Consider the following 16,544-nt stretch of genomic DNA (forward strand, 5'->3'; position numbering starts at 1 on the left):
ATAGGTCGGGCAAGTCGCCTGAAATACGGACTCCACGAGAGAGTTCACGGATCGTACCAGCATACAGCGTCAACTGGCGGAGAGTTGCGCCTCAACGGGGGTGTGCTAGTACGCCCACTCTCGGATCGAGGAGCTAAAAGTGGCGAAGAAGGCAAAGAAGACGGCTACGAAGAAGAAAACAGTGCGTCGCGAATACACAAAGGCTGACGTGAAAGAGCTGCGCGCTCATTCGAAAGCGAAAACGCCGGTTGCAAAGATCGCGAAGCTCACAAAGCGCTCCGAAGGCTCACTCCGCCAAAAGGCGCTCAAGCTTGGAATCCGGCTCGGTCACAAGCGCTAGAGGCGGCTTCATGAGGCTCTTCAATAGAGCGTTCTCGACCAGAACGTTGTTGCAAATCATCTGCGTTCTCGTCGCTGTTGTCGCAATGAAGTTGTTGAGCGCTTACTATGACTTCAGCTGGGCAACCGCAGTTAGCGGTTGAGTAGAGGAACACCTGGAAGGCTGAGCAGAAAAGAAGCCCATCTAGTGGCGAGCAATCACGTGGCGTTCAGGCCTGCGAGGCGCCTTCAAAGCCGCAAGGTCAAGGAGGCTAGTCAATTATCAAGCGCGGGCCCGATATGTCTGGCAGGCCTCAAACCATCAATCAGGCCGTTATGAGCGGCAGACTTTCGATCATTTTCGTTGATCTTCCTGCACTTTTGTCTGATTCGCTCTCGTTCGTTCCGCTTCGATCACGACGTTTCTGGTGCGAAACTGGTGCGGTTAAGTCTCGACGTTCAGCATTCATAACTGAAGGTCATAGGTTCAAATCCTATCCGTGATTTGAACCTGCTTCGTTCAGCTGTTAGCCCGGCGTCGCACTAATTGCCCCAAACATCAAATCTTGGGCGGGTTAGAGGACGCAGCTCTCATTCTCGTTTAGGAACCCGAACCCGAAAGAAACCCGATTAGTCGGGGACAACGGCTTCCATTTGACGAGGTTGGTTGCGACTACGATACAACCGGGGGTAATGGTATCGTCGGCTTTCGGGGAAGCAATGTCTAGATCGCGATACATTGCCGTCTGCGCAATTGCGCTCGCGAGCGCCGCCCTTCTCACACCAGCGAAGTCCCAGCACGAGACGGCGCCGGGCGGCAGTCCAGCGCCGTTGGCGCAAAGATGGCAGCGCCATCGCAAGGGCGGCAGGTCCCCGTGGTCCCGCTGACGGATAACACCTTGCGCCTGGCCGAGCGGCTTGCGCCGCGCTGGGAGTTCGGCATCGAGATGGCGCTGGTCGGCAGCCGTGGCGAGGTCACTGACGTAAAAGCGGGAGTGGCAAGGAATGACGCGTGAGAAGGGTGACGGTGCCGATATCTTGGTGAGCGAGGCTAGCGCCGGTCCGGGAACTGCGATGCTCGCTGCGATGGCGGACCTGTGGCGGCTGCGTCCGCCCGGGCCGGACAATATCCTCGTGCACCCCGCCTTCGTGCAACTGCGCGACGCCTGCCTTGACGGCTATCCGAACGCCGGCAAGAAGGGGCCGGGCTTCGCGCTCGCGTCTGCCTTGCGGGCTTTGGGCCTGCCGTGCCATCTGCAGAAGGAAACGGCCCATCTCGCCTTGCCGGTGGAGGCGGCGGCGAAGGGCTTGGATGCCGCGATGCGGGCGACCCTCGCCACGCGCATCCACCTGGCGCCGCTCGATCTCGCCTCCGACCTGCCGCCGCTGGCGTTCGGTCCAGCCAAGCTAAGCCGGCTGACGGCGGATGAATTGCGCGCCATAGTCGACGAGCGCCGACTGAAACGGCTTTATCCACGGCAGGACTTCGATGCCGAGCGGTTTTCTGAATTTCACTGGCTGGTCGTCGAAGAGACGGTGGTGCTCGAGCAGGAGCCGGAAGCCCGAGCGGTCCCGGTGTTGTTCATGGACTTCAGCCAGGATCTGGGCCGGATCGAGCCTCACAAGGGACGTTTTCCAATCGCTTTCGAAGACACGCTGTTCTTCCTCCTACTGGCGCCGTGGGAGAGCTGGTCGACCATGGCAGAGGTCGACTGGCGCGGCTTCCGCGTGCCGTGGGTCTATACCGTCGACAGGGACATCTTTGTCCGGCCCAATTCGCCACCGTCGCCCGACACGCTAAGCTGGGAGGACCGAATCTACGATGATGGCTATGGCGAGACCTATGAGGAGGAGCGACCGGTCGAGCTGCGCCTGGCAGACGATGTCGAGACCGAATTGGCGGTGTGGGATCAGAGCCGATGGGCGACCGTTGAACAGGCGAAGCGGTCAGTCTTATTTGAAACGCCGATCGTCCATTTCCTCGTCCGGGCTTTCTTGGCTGACGGTGTGGACGAGCTTCTCGCGCATATTACGACGATTGAGGCAGCGCTGGGCCTGCGCGCTGACTATGACAAGAGCGTTCGTATTGCGCCGGATCGTCACAAGGGCATGTCGGCGACGAAGAGGATGCGAGGTCGTCTTGCCGGGCTCCTCGGTGATCGCCTTTACGCAGACCAGTATAAGCGGCTGTTCAACGTACGAAGCGCGTTTCTCCATGGTCGCGCGATGTCCGCCATCTCCACCAAAGAACGGGTGTCGGCCCGATCGCTGGCCCGGCAGGTGGTCGAGGCGTTGATTCTTGCTACACGATCGAGCCCGATTTCCTCTCGAGAAGATTTTCTCGACACTCTTCTCGATAAGGGCGCTCCGCTGATCTAGCTCCTCACCGCCACGACTAGGCGGCGTAGCCACAAGGCCGCCGCGTAATCCTATGAAGAGGACGTCCGCTTCGCCCGTTCGTGCGGCAGCGCAATATGTCGCGAAGAGCCGGGAGCGGACTTCAGCACCAAACCTGGACCGGGCCTTGCCGGCATATGTGGTGTGGCGTTGGAGAACTCGCCCTTGAACGTGCTAACGGGGTGGACGAAACGACTCCCGCGATCGAGCAGCCGAAAGTTTAGAACGCCATACCCTGCTAGCGGAACGCAATAGTTTCTGTATGCTGTGGCGCTCCTGTCGAGGGCGGAATGCAAGACATTCTCACCGAAAGTGAATTGAGGTTTCTGAGGAGCCAGGATCTTGGCCCGGACGACGTCATGGACGTTCGGCGTATGCCTCAGTGGCTTTGGTTTAAGCGAATCAAAGAGGAAGGCAAGACGATTGCGCTCGGCAGCAAATGCCGAAAGGCAGGCCACAGGCTTAGGTCCACGAAGGGCCATTGTGTTCAATGCGACACAAAGGTCCTCGCTTTCGCTGGGCGGTTCAACCTCAAGCAATACCTCTACATCGCTGGCTCTCTACAGGCCCGGCTAATCAAGATTGGTGTCTGCAAGGATCTAGGCCAACGGATTCGTCAAATCTGTAGCGAGCGTCATGGGGATGCCAGAGACTGGGAAATTCTCTACGCCGTTGAGATCGAGCGAGCGGGAGAACTTGAAGACCGTGTGCTTGGTAGGCTAATCGACTATTCGATTTACTCGACTTACTGGAAAGATGGGGTGCTTCAGCAATCAATCGAGCTTCGACGATGCTCAATCAGCCGGGCAATGGAAGCGATGACGGCTGAGATCGAGGGAAAGGAATACTATCTAGCGATCAACTGGCGCGACAAATCGGCGTACGAGTTCACGTAAAGGAGAGCCGTGATGCACGAGAACGACCGATCGGCGCGGTATTCGCTGTTAGTCTCGGTTCGCGTCCCCGGCGCCAACATCGATACCTATACGCCGATCGCTAACCCGCTCGCGATCCGCATCCCTGCTGCATAGCGATGGCGGCAATCTGACGATGGCTACAGATCTCCGCGCCAAGATCGTCGGCGTTTTCCATCCGATGTCGCACGCTGCGCTCGACATTGAGCCGATGCGCATCGCGGGACTGGAGATTCCACGTGGGGACGGGCTTTCGAAGAGCCAGCGAATCAATGCTGTGCTGGACGGCCTCTCCGAAAAGGAGATTGCGCGCCTAGCGCTCAAGCTCGCTCAGGAACGAGGCGACGTCGCCTTGGACGAGGCTGGTCGCAAAGTGCTCGAGGCCGACGAGCCGCCGTTGACCCGCATCACGCGTCGTGATGTTGCGCGCGTGTTTGGCGAAGACTTGGCTGGCGAGGCCGATCTGCTTGAGCTAGTCGGCCGTTATTTCGTTATTTCCGATCCCTTCGAGGAAGCATTTGGTGGTAGCGGCAGGAGCCTCCGGGACAAGATCGACCGCCACATGGTACGAAACCCCGGCGACTGGTCGGTGGAGTTCCTCTTCGGGGAAATCGGTGCATTCGATTGTTCGCGGGCGCGATTCGCCGCCATGCTTCGGGACGCGGTCCATCCGTTGGCCCGTTCGGGCGAGGCTCAACTTCAGACCGTAGCCGCGCTTAACAAGGTTCTCGCAAGGGATGGTTACGAGCTGGCGGTGGACGGAGATGAATCGGGACATCCGATCTATGCATTCCGGCCCATCGTTCGGGGCGTTGAGGGGCGCCCCAAGAACCTGATCTTCGCCTCCCGTGGCCCGAAGCCGGAACTCGGCTTTGCCGATGCCATCAACAACGACATCGTCATTCTCTCCGGCGAGGAAAGCTGCCTCGTATACGACCGCCCGATCACCGCCGCAAATGGCCTATTGTGGTTAGAGCTAGTGACTTGGTGGTCTGAACAAGCGTCAGGCGGTGATGCCGCTAGTCTCGGGAAGCGCCTGCAGGAGTCTCTCGCCTCCGATGCTGAGAGAAAGGTCTTCGCGACCTATTTCAAGGCCTACCGAACCAGCCTGGGCGACGCTCTGCCTGCACTGCTGCCTCAAGTTTATCTGCACTACGATCCAGCTGTGGTGAAAACGCTCCGGCATCGTCTTTCCTTGCCACGTCAACGCATGGATTTTCTTCTTCTGCTTCCTGGCCGCCAGAGGATCGTGATCGAGGTGGATGGCAAACATCACTTCTCGGAGGCAGAAAAGCCATCGTTGAAGGTCTATAGCGAGATGGTGTCGGCCGACCGCGAATTACGTCTGGCTGGTTACGAGGTTTATCGATTTGGCGCGAACGAATTAGTCGGCGACGGTGCCGAAAAGGTGATGCACGACTTCTTCGACAAGTTGTTTCGCCTACATCGCGTGATTATGGGCTAAGTGGAGAGCGATGGCCCGGCGAGCATGAACGACCGTGTCGGCCGGGTGACTCACCATATTAACCCGTGTTGGCGGTCGACGCCTCCCTTTGCTGGCGCAAAATGCGCGCGGCAGCTTGATTATGCTCGGGCTTCTCCCACGCTACGCCCTTTTCCGAAGGTGCCGTCAGAAGCACTGTCGAGCAGGGCAGGCCCCTTGCATCGAACTTGCGCGCGACGAAATCGCTCTCGCCGCGATCGTGGCTTGACATTACCAGCTGATAGCCGTTGAGCTCCACCATGTTGCGCATCACGTCGACAAACGCGGCGGTGTGAATGATATCATTATGCTGGAGCGGATCGTCGAGCAGCAGCGCGCGCCAGCGCGACCAGGGATAAGCGGTGCTCGCCGCGCACAGGATGCTGAAGCCATTGGCCGCGAGCTGACCCTCGCTCAACACCAATTGTGGCGGCAAGTCCTTCTTCGTCTCGATCGCATTCTCGACCCGCTCGCGATATTTGAGCGCCATGCCGAAACTGGTAGCATCAACTCGCGTATCCGCCTTGAATTGGATGCTTTCGCCCGGCGTGCTGAGCATCGCCTCGTTGAAATCGTCGATCACTGTGTTGAGCGGATCGAGCACGCGGTTCGAGAAATCATCCGCCTGGGATTGAAGATCTTCCGAATAGCGTTTGACCGCATTCCGGGCGGCGGTGGTCAATTTGACGGTGGCGCGGGCGGCGACAAGCGAGGCCTCGAGCGTCGCGAGATGGGCAGCCGGATCGCCAGCGCCGTCATCACCACCGGCCGCGCGCATCGACGCCATGATCTCGTCGATCTCGCCTTGCAGTAGCGCATCTTCATTGTCCCGGGCCAGCACTAATTGCCGTTCGGCGAGCGATCGCAGTCCAGTCAGCGCCGCGTCTAGCGCGGCCAGGCCGCGCTGATAGCCATCCTGACTCGGACTGTCGGGCAGGCCGGCGTCGCTCCATCGCCGTTGCAGCTGGCGCGCCGACTGCTCGGCATTGGCGCGGGTGAGATCTGCTGCGGCCAGATCGCGCTGCGCGGTATCAAGCGCCGCCTGGTCGCGCTGCACGGCCGCCACGGCCGCGGCAGCGGCGTCGGCTAGGTGCGCCAATCGTGCCCGCGCCGCCTCGCCCTGTCCGCGTTCGTTGGTCAGCCGCGTCTCGATATCGCTGATCGTCGCATTGGACAGGTTCCGCGCGGCGATCCGGTCGGCGCAAGCGACATCCTCCGCTTGGAATTGCGACAATCGCGTGCCGAGCTGGCTTTCGCGGCCGATCAAATCGTCGAGGTCGCTGGCTGCCGACGTGCGCTGCTCGGTCGCAGCGGCGGCGCTTGCTGCCTGCGGTTCGAGGGCTGCTTCGGCGGCCGCGACTGCCGACTCCGCGTCGCGTCGCCGTGCCGCAGTGGTAGCGAGATAGTCGCTGCCGTCGGGCACGCCGAGCGCCAATGCAATCGCCGCGCGCGCATCGATGACCGCGCGTTTCGCCGCCTCGGCTTCGCGTTGGAGTTTCTCGACCGCTTCGATCGGCACCCGAAGGGCCGAGATTCTGGTTGCCAGAACGGCGCGCGAAGTTCGCAGGCGCTCGAGGGCTTCATCGGCCTGGGCCAGCCGGCCGTCGCTCTCTGCCGCGGCGGCATCGGCCAGCGCTTTCAGCACACCGGGTTCGAAGGGCGTGCGACACACCGGACAATCGGTGTCGTCCTCGTGCAGATGGCTGGCGAGTTGAGACAAGGCCGCGCTGATCGCAGTGGCATGCCGATCGGCTTCGGCACGTTCATGTTCGGCATCGGCGATGCGGGTATCGAGATCGGCGAGGTGTGTCTCGAGCGGTGCTACTTCGGCCGCCGCGCGCTCGGCGGCTTCGCGCCCTTGCGCCAGCGCGCCAGCGGTCATGCCCGCATCCGATTCCAGATCGAGGTAATCGCGCATCGAGTCATCTTGCGCCTTGGCGGTCGCGGCAAGGCTGCGCCGCCGCGCCAGTTCGGCGACCGCCTCGGCATGCGCCTCGATCGCTTGATCCGCTTCCGCAATCGTCGCCCTGTGCGCGGCGATCGCTTCGATCAGCTGCGCGCGATCCGTCCCATCCGCCGCGATCAGCTCCGCGAGCTGCGTGCGCCGTGCGAGGTCGGCGCGGCCGGCCTCCAGTATCGCGATATTCTGATCGATGGTGGCGATGGCGGCTTGTTGCGCCGTCATCGCATCGTTCGCTGTCGCGACGAGTGGCGACACCCGATCGACCTGCGCCTGTGCATTACTCACGACGCTGCGCAGACGGACCAGGGCAGGGGACTCGAGCAGGCTCTCGGCCTGGCTGATGGCGAATTGTGCGGCAAGCGGCGCCAGCGTCTCGATCGCGATTTTGCGGTCTCCGGTCGCGCGCAGCGCCTCGCCAATCCAGTCGCCCATCGTTGCGAGACGCTGCGCCACATTCTCGCCGGTGATCGCGAGCGGCTGACCGGATGTCAGTTCGAGCAAATCGGCCTCGAGCTGGTCGATGCGCTCGGATACTTCGGCGGCGGGCAGAACGCCGGTCGCACGCGCAGCGGCACGCAGTCGTTCGAGCCGCGTCATCCATCCTTGCCAATCGGCAATCTGGCGTTCGATCGCCGTGACGGACGCCTGCTCGGTTTCGATGCGCCGGTTGAAGGCCATCACCGTCGGGCGTCCGCGAAGACCTGCGCGTATGCGCTCGAGCCGATCGATCCCGCTCGGTCCCTTCAACGCCTGCCACTGATCGTGCGGATCACGGCTGGTGAAGCGTTGCTGCGCCGCCTGACCGAGGAAATGGGTCAAGGCGAGATAGGTGCCGAGATCGTTGATCGTACGTCGGTCGGGCCGCGCCAGCTGAGCGATGATGTCAGCCATCGGCGTGGTCTTTCCGGCGCCGCGCTCGATCGGATCGTTTTCAGAAAATGTCAGCGCGACACGGTGCGCACCCGCTTCGGCGCCGCGCCTCGTGAGATAATCCTTCTCAACGAGTTTCTTCTTGCCGCTGTCCTTCAGATTGGGATCGAAGCGGCGGATTTTGCTTGTCAGGCCCCATTCGATGGCATCGAAGAAGCTACTTTTGCCAAGTCCGTTGGTCCCGGTTAGCAGCACCAGGCCGGGAGCTGCCGGAATGTCGATCTCGAAATCGCCGAAGGTGCGGAAATCATGGATCGCGATGCGGGACAAGAAGATGTCGCTCATGCTTGACCTCTCCGTTCCCAAGCCTTCACCAGGGCGCTGACGATTTCGTCGGGGGTTTTCTTCTCGTCGAGCGCAATGCGCTCCCATTCGTCGGCCAGCGTGCGCGGCAACCCCTGGGTCGACGCATCGCCGCCGCTCAGTTCGTCTAGCGCCGCATCCTCGAACTTGCCTTCGTCATGCACCCACGGACGCGCCAGAAATGTTCGCTTGAGAAATTCGGTGAAACTCTCCTCGTCGCGCTTTTCGTCCTCGGGCCGAAGCCAAGCGAGTTTGCGCGCCACACGGTCGTCGCGCTCGACCAGCAAGGCCAGCGCGCGCCATGCATCCTGCCGCTCACTCGACCGCGGCCCCAGCAGCATCAGCTGCAGGTCGAGCGTCTCGTTCGTCCCAAGATAGGAGCGCGCGACGACGCATTGGTTGCGGCACCGGCGCAGCGTTTCGCGGACGGCTTCGAGGGTGGCGATGTCGGGCAATATCCCCAGCACGACATTGAACCGGTCGATGCGGATGCCGTGGCTCTCGGCCGGAAGGTCGGTTGGGCTGATCGATGTCGATTTGCTCGAGCCGCCATTGAAGGTCGCGCTTGCCAGTTCGGGCCGGTCCTCGACCTTGAGATCAAGCGCCAGCGCTGCCGAGCGGATCCGGTCCGCGAAATCCGCGAGTCCGGGCGACAGGGTCGATCCTTCGGTCATGCCGCTCCTTTCATGATCGCTTTGTCCAACGCTTCGAAATGCCGGGCCTCGACTGTCGCCAGCAACGCGCGCAGCGCCGCAAGTCCCGCCGCCACCGCTTGGGAAAACTCGCGGTTGATCGACATGATCACCGGACCCGATCCATCGGTCTCGCTCAGTGCCGGCTGATCGGTCTCGACCTGAGCGAAGGGGCGCTCGGCGTTCCGCGCGACCTCGATCGTAGTCTTGACGATCAAAATTACGAACTGGGTCTGCCACATATAGGTGGCGGCGCACAGCGACATGTCGCTACCGTTGATCAGATCGGCTGCGCACCCATGGCCCGCCCAGTCACTGTCGCCGTCGCGCAGCCGCACGAGGTTGCCGGGGCCAGCGCTCTTGGGAGATGTCGTCTGCCAGGCGGCGGCGATAGCGAGCGCTACAACAGTGCCGCGGACGATCTCTTTCCATTTGGTCGGACCGACCAGCACCTGCCCTGCGTCACGATTATCGTCGTCATCCACCGCGCAAATCATTAACCGCAGGAAGTGGCTGAGCAGTGCAGCATCATCGCCGAAGGCTGCGTGCCACTGAGCCCAGGTCGCCGCCATGGCGCCGCGCAGATCGGGCGCGATCGTGAGGCCGATCGAACGCCCGGGATCGGCGTTGCTGGCGAAGAAGGGGACGAGATGCGAGTGCAGCCGCTCGAGCAGCCAGCTGTCGAGTGCGCGATGGATCTGCCGCGCCAAAATATCCGACGCGATCGTCACCGGCTCCTGTGCCGCGCCGCCGGGGTTGCCGCCGATGATCGTCGGCATCGCGATGCCCTCGGCGTGCAGCGAGTCGATGCTCAGTGCGCGGACATGCTGGGACCAGAGGGCGGGCGCCGCGTGCAGGCGGCTCGTGCGGCTGTGGCAGGCGACGCGCAGGATGGCGACCGCTGCTGGCCCCAGTAGGTCCGGGCCGTCGGGCAGGATGATTTCGAACGCCTGATCTGCGCTCCAGGCTCTGACGAGCTGATTGGCCGGGATCGCGCCGGACCAGCGCACCTGGTTAGCGTCGCGGCGGAGCTGGACTGAAACTGGCAATTGGTGCGCTATCTGGCGCTGCACGCGCGGCGCGAGTGGGATCAGAGCATCGCGCGCCGCCTCCTGAAAGAGCGTGCGCGCGTGCCCGGACAGTTTCGGCACAAGGGTCGCATCGCCGTGACGAGCGAGCCATTCCCGGTGCGTGTGCGCATAGCTTGCCAAATGATCGTCGAACGGTCCGCGAACCAGCGCGCGGCCAGGGCCACGCCGCACGATCACCGCGTCGGCAGCGACCGTTTCGCCGGCGCAGTCGAGCCAGAAATCGGCAGCCGGCTCGGGTGCGGGGACGGGCGGCGCCACCCGGGCGACCGCACTACATTGCAGGTGCCGGAATGTGCGCTGGGCGTCCGCCTCACAGGCTTTGATCGTGAGATACGCAGCAAGCCGGTTAAGCGTGGAGGTCGAGATCTCGAACATTTCGACGTGCTGGGTTTGCAGCGTCAAGCGCACGCCGGGCCGCAACTGCGCCGCAACCGCCGCGACCAGACCAACTGCCGTCAGCTGGCCGAGCACTTCGTCATCATAGGCGGCGAGAAAATCGAACCGGTTGCCGGCGGCATCGGCGGCACGGGCACGCACGTCGATATTGGCGAGCGTGGGAGAGAGTTCGCCGATGCCGGGATGTTGAGAGATCATGGCGATCATGCCAGCATGGTCGAAGTTCTTCGCGCCGGCCGCGACAAGGTCGATCAATCCGCCGTCACCCGCGCCGCTGATGAAGAAGCGTGGCGTCGGCCTGCCTTCGAACTCCGCCACCGGCACACCGGCATCCGACCAGTAGCTCGCGCTCTGGATGTTCTCGACGGGCTCACGCGGCTCGAGACCGAACCCCACCGCCAACAGTACCATGTTGAAACGCTCAGTCGGCTCATCTCCAGGAGCCCGTGCCGGGCCGTCGAGATCGACGAAGCGGAGGTCATAGCCATCGGGAGCCACGGCCAGGCCCAGCACGCGATGACGCATCCGGCGTTGCAGGCGCTGACCGAGCCGGACCGAAATATCCTCGAAGCCGACCAGCACGTCCTCACGCACCGACCGACATGTTCCGGACTCCCAGTCGAGGATCGGGAGGTTGGCGATCGGATCGACCGTGTCGTGCGCCGGCCAGTCATAAATGTGCGGATCGAGCCGTCGGCGTTCGGTGGTCGACTGGAGTGACAGCAACTCGCCTGCTGTTTCGAAGAGAACGACATTGGCGTTCGAGACAAGCGCGGCTGCCGCCGCGGCGGTCACGCCAGCCGCGCCGCCGCCGATCACCGCGATGCGCGGATTGGCGTTGAGATAGCCCAGATCCTTGAACGCATGGACGAGCGATAATGCGCGCACCTGCTGCGAGTAAAAGGTGATGCGCCGGTCGAAACAGCCGATGACGAACAGGTTTGGTCGGTCACGGACCGCTGCTCCGTCGATGATATCTTGAGGCAGCAGCGGATCAGCCAATTGAAGGGCCTTCTTCTGCTTGCCTCTTACGCGCAGGCATAGCTGCGCGAGTATTCGCATGGATGTTCGACAACCCGCTCTCCCCCGGCCGAGGCCGCGCAAGCGGCCGCTCCTGTGAAAGTTTATGGGGAAATACGAGCACCTCGCAAGTTTTGGATAGGTCTCGTTCGGCGAATCGTCGGCTCGACCGCAAATATATTGGTCTGGCGGCTCGGACCGCCCAGTCCGCATGCGGCTATCGCAGGCTCGGCAGACAAAAATGGGAACTAGGAGCAAATTTGCGGTTGAGCAGCAGTGAATTTCGCATGCGGTGTCCGTCGTCTTCATCCTGGCAAGGCATCACTAGAACACGCACTCGGCTTGGTTTCTTTGTCATGATCCATCCTTCTCGATCTGGGGGATGGAATTGCGCTCAAGTTTCCGACTGGTCGCTGATAACGAGCTCTGACGGTACTTTTTTGTCGTCGGGCGTCATTCATCTATAAAATGCCGCTCGTTCGTCGATAGTTGGCAATTGGTGGTTTGCCAACGACGTCGAAATTTCCTGAGGGAAACAAAAAGCCTAGATTTTTGACGGCCTCTAAGGCAGTAATAACTGTGCTACAAATATTTTCGGTCGATAAATCAAATGGTTAGGGCCCGGCCAATGATCGAGTGGGGCATGTCTCCCGCCATCGAGAAGCAACGCAAAAAGCATCGCCTGAAGGAGGCGAAGAGCTTCGGCGAGTTTGGCGAGAAGTGGCTGACCGCCGCCCCGATGGCACACAGCACGCGGGCGATGCGTCGCGCCATCTTCGAACGTGAGCTGCTTCTCCACGCGCGGGATATCGTAAAGCAGATCTATGGCTTCGCGATCCTGCACGGTGAGAAGGTGGCCAATCCTGCGGACGAGGTCGGACCAGCTTCAATCGCAACCTTCGTGCGCAAGGACCGCCCGCTATGGCCGGCTGAAATCCGCATAATGCTCAAGCAGCTTGCGCATGTTGCGACCATGCCCACTGAGGCAAAAGAAACATATATCGCGATCTTCGGTGCCGTCCATGGGTGAAACCTCTTCCGGTTCGAGCGGGTCACACGAGCTCTCGCCCTCCAGCGGCGGGCAGTCCCTCGAAGGCTACTTCTATCAGCTCGACGTCTCATTACTCACCGCGCTTGACCTCGTTCTTGCTAAGAAAGTGGCAAACGAGATTGTGCTCGAGCCTGCGACCGATGAAGACCTTGAAGCCGATATCGAAGAAGAACCGGGGGCGCTGTCGGAGACTGTTGCACTCGACGGCTACCGCTTGGTTCTTCAATGCAAGCTTCGGAATACTGGCCCTTGGAAGCACGAAGACCTAAGCCGCCTTCTTGCCCACGGTAAACGGCGAAAGCCCGCTCGCGATCGGCTGGCCGACCCAAGCATCCGCTACCTCTTGGTCACGAGTGCCGACTTACACGGTGTTGCCCGTCAGCTCAAAGTAGAGACGATTGGCGCTTGGCCTTCGGCCAGCGATGTGCCTGCTGATATGGCGAAGAGCTTGCCCGCCGATGCCGGCGGCCGAATTGCCGTTCTTGGGGCAATGGACCAGGAAAAGATCAATGCACGCATCGACCGATTGCTGAGCGAGCGTTTTCGCGTACCCCATTCAAATCTTCAAAGCTGCCGGGAGGCATTGCGTAGCGAAGCCCTATTGCGCATGCGGGGCGCGGCGCAAGGTGTATGGACCCGCGCAGACGTCGAGCGCCCCATCAAAGCCGCGGGCGGCTATTCCGGGGAGTCGGCGGACCTCGAAGGCTTCGTTCCTCCGACCAACTGGGACGATTTTAAAGCTGCGATTGAGACGAAGCACGCGGTCGTCATCACTGGAGCGTCTGGAACGGGAAAAACGCGCACAGCCAAAGCACTGATCGCTTACCTGCGGGATCGGATACCCGGCATCAAGCATGTCGTCGTACACGGCGGTCCCGAGAAAATAGTCGACGATTCAGCTTCTCGACCGGTCGTCTACGAAATCGAAGATCCATGGGGCCGCTTTCGGCTGGAGCCAGCGTCCGTGCCCTGGAACGGCGCCATTACCGAGATACTGCAATCCGCCGGTCCCGACAGGAAATTCGTGATCACAAGCCGATCGGACGTGCTGCATGAAAGCAAGCTGCGGCTAAAGGACAAATGGGTTGTCAGGCTCGAAGACGAAAATTACGGCCCGGACGAGCGCGCGAGGCTTTTTGAGAACCGGTTGCCTAGCCTTCCGCCGGATCTTCAACCCATCGTTTTGAAGTCTCGGAATGAGGCGATCGAGCGACTCGCGACGCCACTTGAGATGCATCGGTATTTCGCTGTCCTCGCTGATGGGCTTGGGAAGAACGAAAATAGAGGGGAATACATCGCGCGCTGCCTGTCCGACGCCCATCAGACATCGATAGAATCTGCGCTCCTTCATAATGTTCGCCAGCGTGGAACATGGGCGTGGGCGGCCATCACTTGGGGTCTCTTTAAGTCAGGAGCGCGTCAGACGTTCAATGTCTTGCCTTGCATCCAGGCAGGTCTAACCAAACGCGCGGGCGATCTCGAAGATGGCCTCGAGCCCTATCTGAACTTCCTGATCGCCGGCCGGAATTTGCGGCAATCAGAAGCGACTTTAACCTATCAGCACCCCCGGGTCGAACTAGGCCTTGAAGAGGCGCTCAAGGAAAAACCAGAACTCTCGGCTCGAGTCCTCTCCTATCTGGTGGAAGTTCTGATCGACCTCGATAAAAGAACGGAGACGGACTGGGGAACGGAGGGCGCGGCGCAACTGGTTTATGCTGTACGAGAGCGTTCGATCGTTCAACTTGAGCTTCCCGCCAAGCGGCAATCGCAATTGAATGTCTGGATCGATGCGCGACTGGAAGGGACGGGGCCCAATTTCAGGGAAGACCTGAAGCTTGCTGCGTCAATTGGCTCTGCGGATTCGACTCCTGCGGAGTTTTCGAGATGGCTCACGCATCAAAAAAAGAAGGACGAGGACCACTGGTGGTTCTTCGGTAAGTGGACCGCGCCAGATCGGTCGCCGGATTGGTTTAAAAAGGTCGCCGCCGACTATAGGACCCGAGCGATTTGTGTCGCCTTCATCACGCGCGAACTGCCTCGCCACAATCCTTCCTACCCTGCGGAATTTGCCGAACAAGTAGCGGAATTGTGCGCAGACGTGACGCCCGCCTTTGTGGATGCGGCGCTTTCGATTGTTCGAGATGGATACAATCCAAACGCCGGTCTCATTGCGGAAGGCGCGCTTCCCGACCCAAACGGTTTTGAGGAGATCGTAGCACAGGCGGTCTCATATCGCGGCGAACTCTCAGGGAAGCCCGATGTCGATTTTGAGCTCAGGCTTGCCAATGGCGAATATGACGGCGACTACGGCGACCATTATTATGAGAGTATCTCAGAAGACGGTCAGACAGCGTACGAATTCCTTGAACTCTACGTGACAAAGAGACGGGAGAGGGACGGGTGGGGCGCTATTCGCGATCACGCGCATGCGCCCGGCTTATTATATTTTTGGATACGGGCTGCCGAGCGCGCAACTGACGTCACAATTGAGGAATGGCGTGCCGTCGCACGAGCCTCTTTGGACAGGGCCGAAGAGCGTGAATTTTGGCAGGCCATTAAGAAGTCGATCCCCGACGAGTTTTTGGCGCCCCTTACTAAACGGCTGGTTGAGGGGAGTGCCGTCCGGGAAGTCAGGCTTGAAGCGCTGGAGACGGCTCTGTGCGCTGCGCCATCTCAATTGTTCTCGGCGCTCGAACTTCTCGTTGCGAGTGGCGACATACGGCGGACAATTGAACTGGTGCTCGAGTTTGTCGACGTACGGGATGCGAAGTTTCAAAGAAACCAAATCGACTACGAGACTCTCCGCCTCCGATTTCTCGCTGCTTTGCCTAGCGCGTTGGCGGAGGCCGCGAGTGCCGTGTTCGCATCTATCGAAGGATTGAGCAAAGACGCGCTGCTTGTATTTGAACGACTTGAGGCCCGAGGCAGCCTCCATCTGAAGTCCGTGCAGGCGCAAGCGCTGAGCAAGGCGGGCCTTAACGTAGATCATTTGCTGAGCGAGATTCTCCGCGCGCCGCAGAACGATAGTGAGACGATCGCGATTGCGGCAAATGCGGTTGCTATCGCTGCCCGATGCCAGATGTGGCCGCTTGTCGAAGCCGCCTTGAGCCATCGGTTCGCCGATGTGCGTGAAGCGGCTCTTGTCGCGCTTGCTGAGCGATCACCTGGCCCGCTTTCCCACGAGTTGCGTAACCTCGCAAGCGACAAAGGGCATCGGGTCCGCGAGAAAGTGCTTTCCCTTTTGCAAGAGCGTCCAAGCGCCGACAATATGGATGCACTACTAAAATTGGCCGCCGACACCTGGGAGCCTCAGCAGCCGCGTCACGAAGAGGAACGGAATTTCAGTATCGCGCATGGCGCTGCTCACCTGTTATGCCAGCCACCACAAATCGATGATCAATATGTCTCCGAAATCGGCAAGATACTTTTTCAGACAGAAGATCACGACGTCAAATTGATGTTGCTGCGAGCTCTCGTCCGCAATGGCTCATCCGATGCGCGTAAAAGAGTCTTGAATTTGGCTTTGAAGAGCGGCAATCCTCCTCACCATCGCTTAGCGGCCGAGGCATTGTGCTTGGAACAGCACTGCGTCGACAAGGAGCTTGCCGCAGAAATTCCAGACAAGCAGCTTCTTGTTCGGACAGCACTAGTCGCGCTTCCACTGACGCTCGTTGTCGGGGCCTGCGCCAACAATCCTCAGATTCTTGCTACGGCACGGTCATTGGCCGCAAACCCTGATCGCCGAGTGATGATCGTTCTGCTCGCGATCAAGGCTTTCGTTCGTGATCACGCGTTAGCTCGGGCAATCATAGAACTCTTGCCGGCTACAACAGCGTCTGTGCTGACTAATACGCTAGGCGGGTCTGGCAAGATTTCCCCAGAGGATCTCGACGGGCTGGGTGATGTCCGAACGCTTCAAGCGGTGAAGTCGTGCCTGTCAACCTTCATGAAGGAGGCCGAAGATAGCTAATCGGGGTCGGGGAGGC

The 16,544-nt window shown here is 60.6% G+C and carries 10 protein-coding genes and 1 pseudogene; 8 read left to right on the top strand and 3 right to left on the bottom strand.

From position 1 onward, the window contains the following. Window positions 1-139: 139 nt before the first annotated feature. The 6 genes from YUA_RS0139220 (at window position 140) to YUA_RS0139255 (ending at window position 5,094) form a co-directional block, all read left to right on the top strand. On the top strand, window positions 140-340 hold the full coding sequence (locus tag YUA_RS0139220; RefSeq protein ID WP_027535526.1) for a hypothetical protein: 201 nt from the start codon (window positions 140-142) through the stop codon (window positions 338-340). Between the two features lie 820 nt (window positions 341-1,160). Beyond that, window positions 1,161-1,334 (top strand): hypothetical protein, encoded by a 174-nt coding sequence (locus YUA_RS49430; RefSeq protein WP_198029585.1) that lies wholly within the window; start codon window positions 1,161-1,163, stop codon window positions 1,332-1,334. Further along, on the top strand, window positions 1,324-2,697 hold the full coding sequence (locus tag YUA_RS0139240) for a hypothetical protein (protein WP_245285377.1): 1,374 nt from the start codon (window positions 1,324-1,326) through the stop codon (window positions 2,695-2,697). The genes YUA_RS49430 and YUA_RS0139240 overlap by 11 nt, the downstream gene beginning before the upstream one ends. A 308-nt stretch (window positions 2,698-3,005) precedes the next feature. Next, the gene (locus YUA_RS0139245; protein WP_027535528.1) at window positions 3,006-3,611 is read left to right on the top strand and encodes a GIY-YIG nuclease family protein; all 606 of its coding nucleotides are present in this window, start codon (window positions 3,006-3,008) and stop codon (window positions 3,609-3,611) included. 12 nt (window positions 3,612-3,623) lie between these two features. Then, window positions 3,624-3,746, top strand: coding sequence for a hypothetical protein (locus tag YUA_RS52440; protein WP_256375411.1), 123 nt, complete (start codon window positions 3,624-3,626; stop codon window positions 3,744-3,746). A 19-nt stretch (window positions 3,747-3,765) separates the two neighbouring features. Next, complete coding sequence (locus tag YUA_RS0139255; protein ID WP_027535529.1) at window positions 3,766-5,094, top strand: hypothetical protein; 1,329 nt, start codon at window positions 3,766-3,768, stop codon at window positions 5,092-5,094. 58 nt (window positions 5,095-5,152) lie between these two features. Here the strand turns inward: YUA_RS0139255 and YUA_RS0139260 are convergent, their stop codons facing one another. Genes YUA_RS0139260 through YUA_RS0139270 form a run of 3 tightly spaced genes read right to left on the bottom strand, consistent with a single transcriptional unit; the run spans window position 5,153 to window position 11,489 of the window. Next, on the bottom strand, window positions 5,153-8,290 hold the full coding sequence (locus YUA_RS0139260; RefSeq protein ID WP_027535530.1) for an AAA family ATPase: 3,138 nt from the start codon (window positions 8,288-8,290) through the stop codon (window positions 5,153-5,155). Then, window positions 8,287-8,982 (bottom strand): ABC-three component system middle component 1, encoded by a 696-nt coding sequence (locus tag YUA_RS47360; protein ID WP_051383624.1) that lies wholly within the window; start codon window positions 8,980-8,982, stop codon window positions 8,287-8,289. The genes YUA_RS0139260 and YUA_RS47360 overlap by 4 nt, the downstream gene beginning before the upstream one ends. Further along, on the bottom strand, window positions 8,979-11,489 hold the full coding sequence (locus YUA_RS0139270) for an ABC-three component system protein (RefSeq protein ID WP_027535531.1): 2,511 nt from the start codon (window positions 11,487-11,489) through the stop codon (window positions 8,979-8,981). Before YUA_RS0139270 ends, YUA_RS47360 begins: the two co-directional genes overlap by 4 nt. Window positions 11,490-12,093: 604 nt before the next feature. On the opposite strand from YUA_RS0139270, the pseudogene YUA_RS0139275 reads away from it, so the two are divergent. After that, window positions 12,094-12,489 (top strand): annotated as a pseudogene (locus YUA_RS0139275) (integrase); the annotation flags it as partial. 40 nt (window positions 12,490-12,529) lie between these two features. Beyond that, on the top strand, window positions 12,530-16,528 hold the full coding sequence (locus YUA_RS0139280; RefSeq protein WP_027535533.1) for a hypothetical protein: 3,999 nt from the start codon (window positions 12,530-12,532) through the stop codon (window positions 16,526-16,528). Window positions 16,529-16,544 lie beyond the last annotated feature (16 nt).

The organism is Bradyrhizobium sp. WSM3983, from assembly GCF_000473045.1.
Lineage (GTDB): Bacteria > Pseudomonadota > Alphaproteobacteria > Rhizobiales > Xanthobacteraceae > Bradyrhizobium.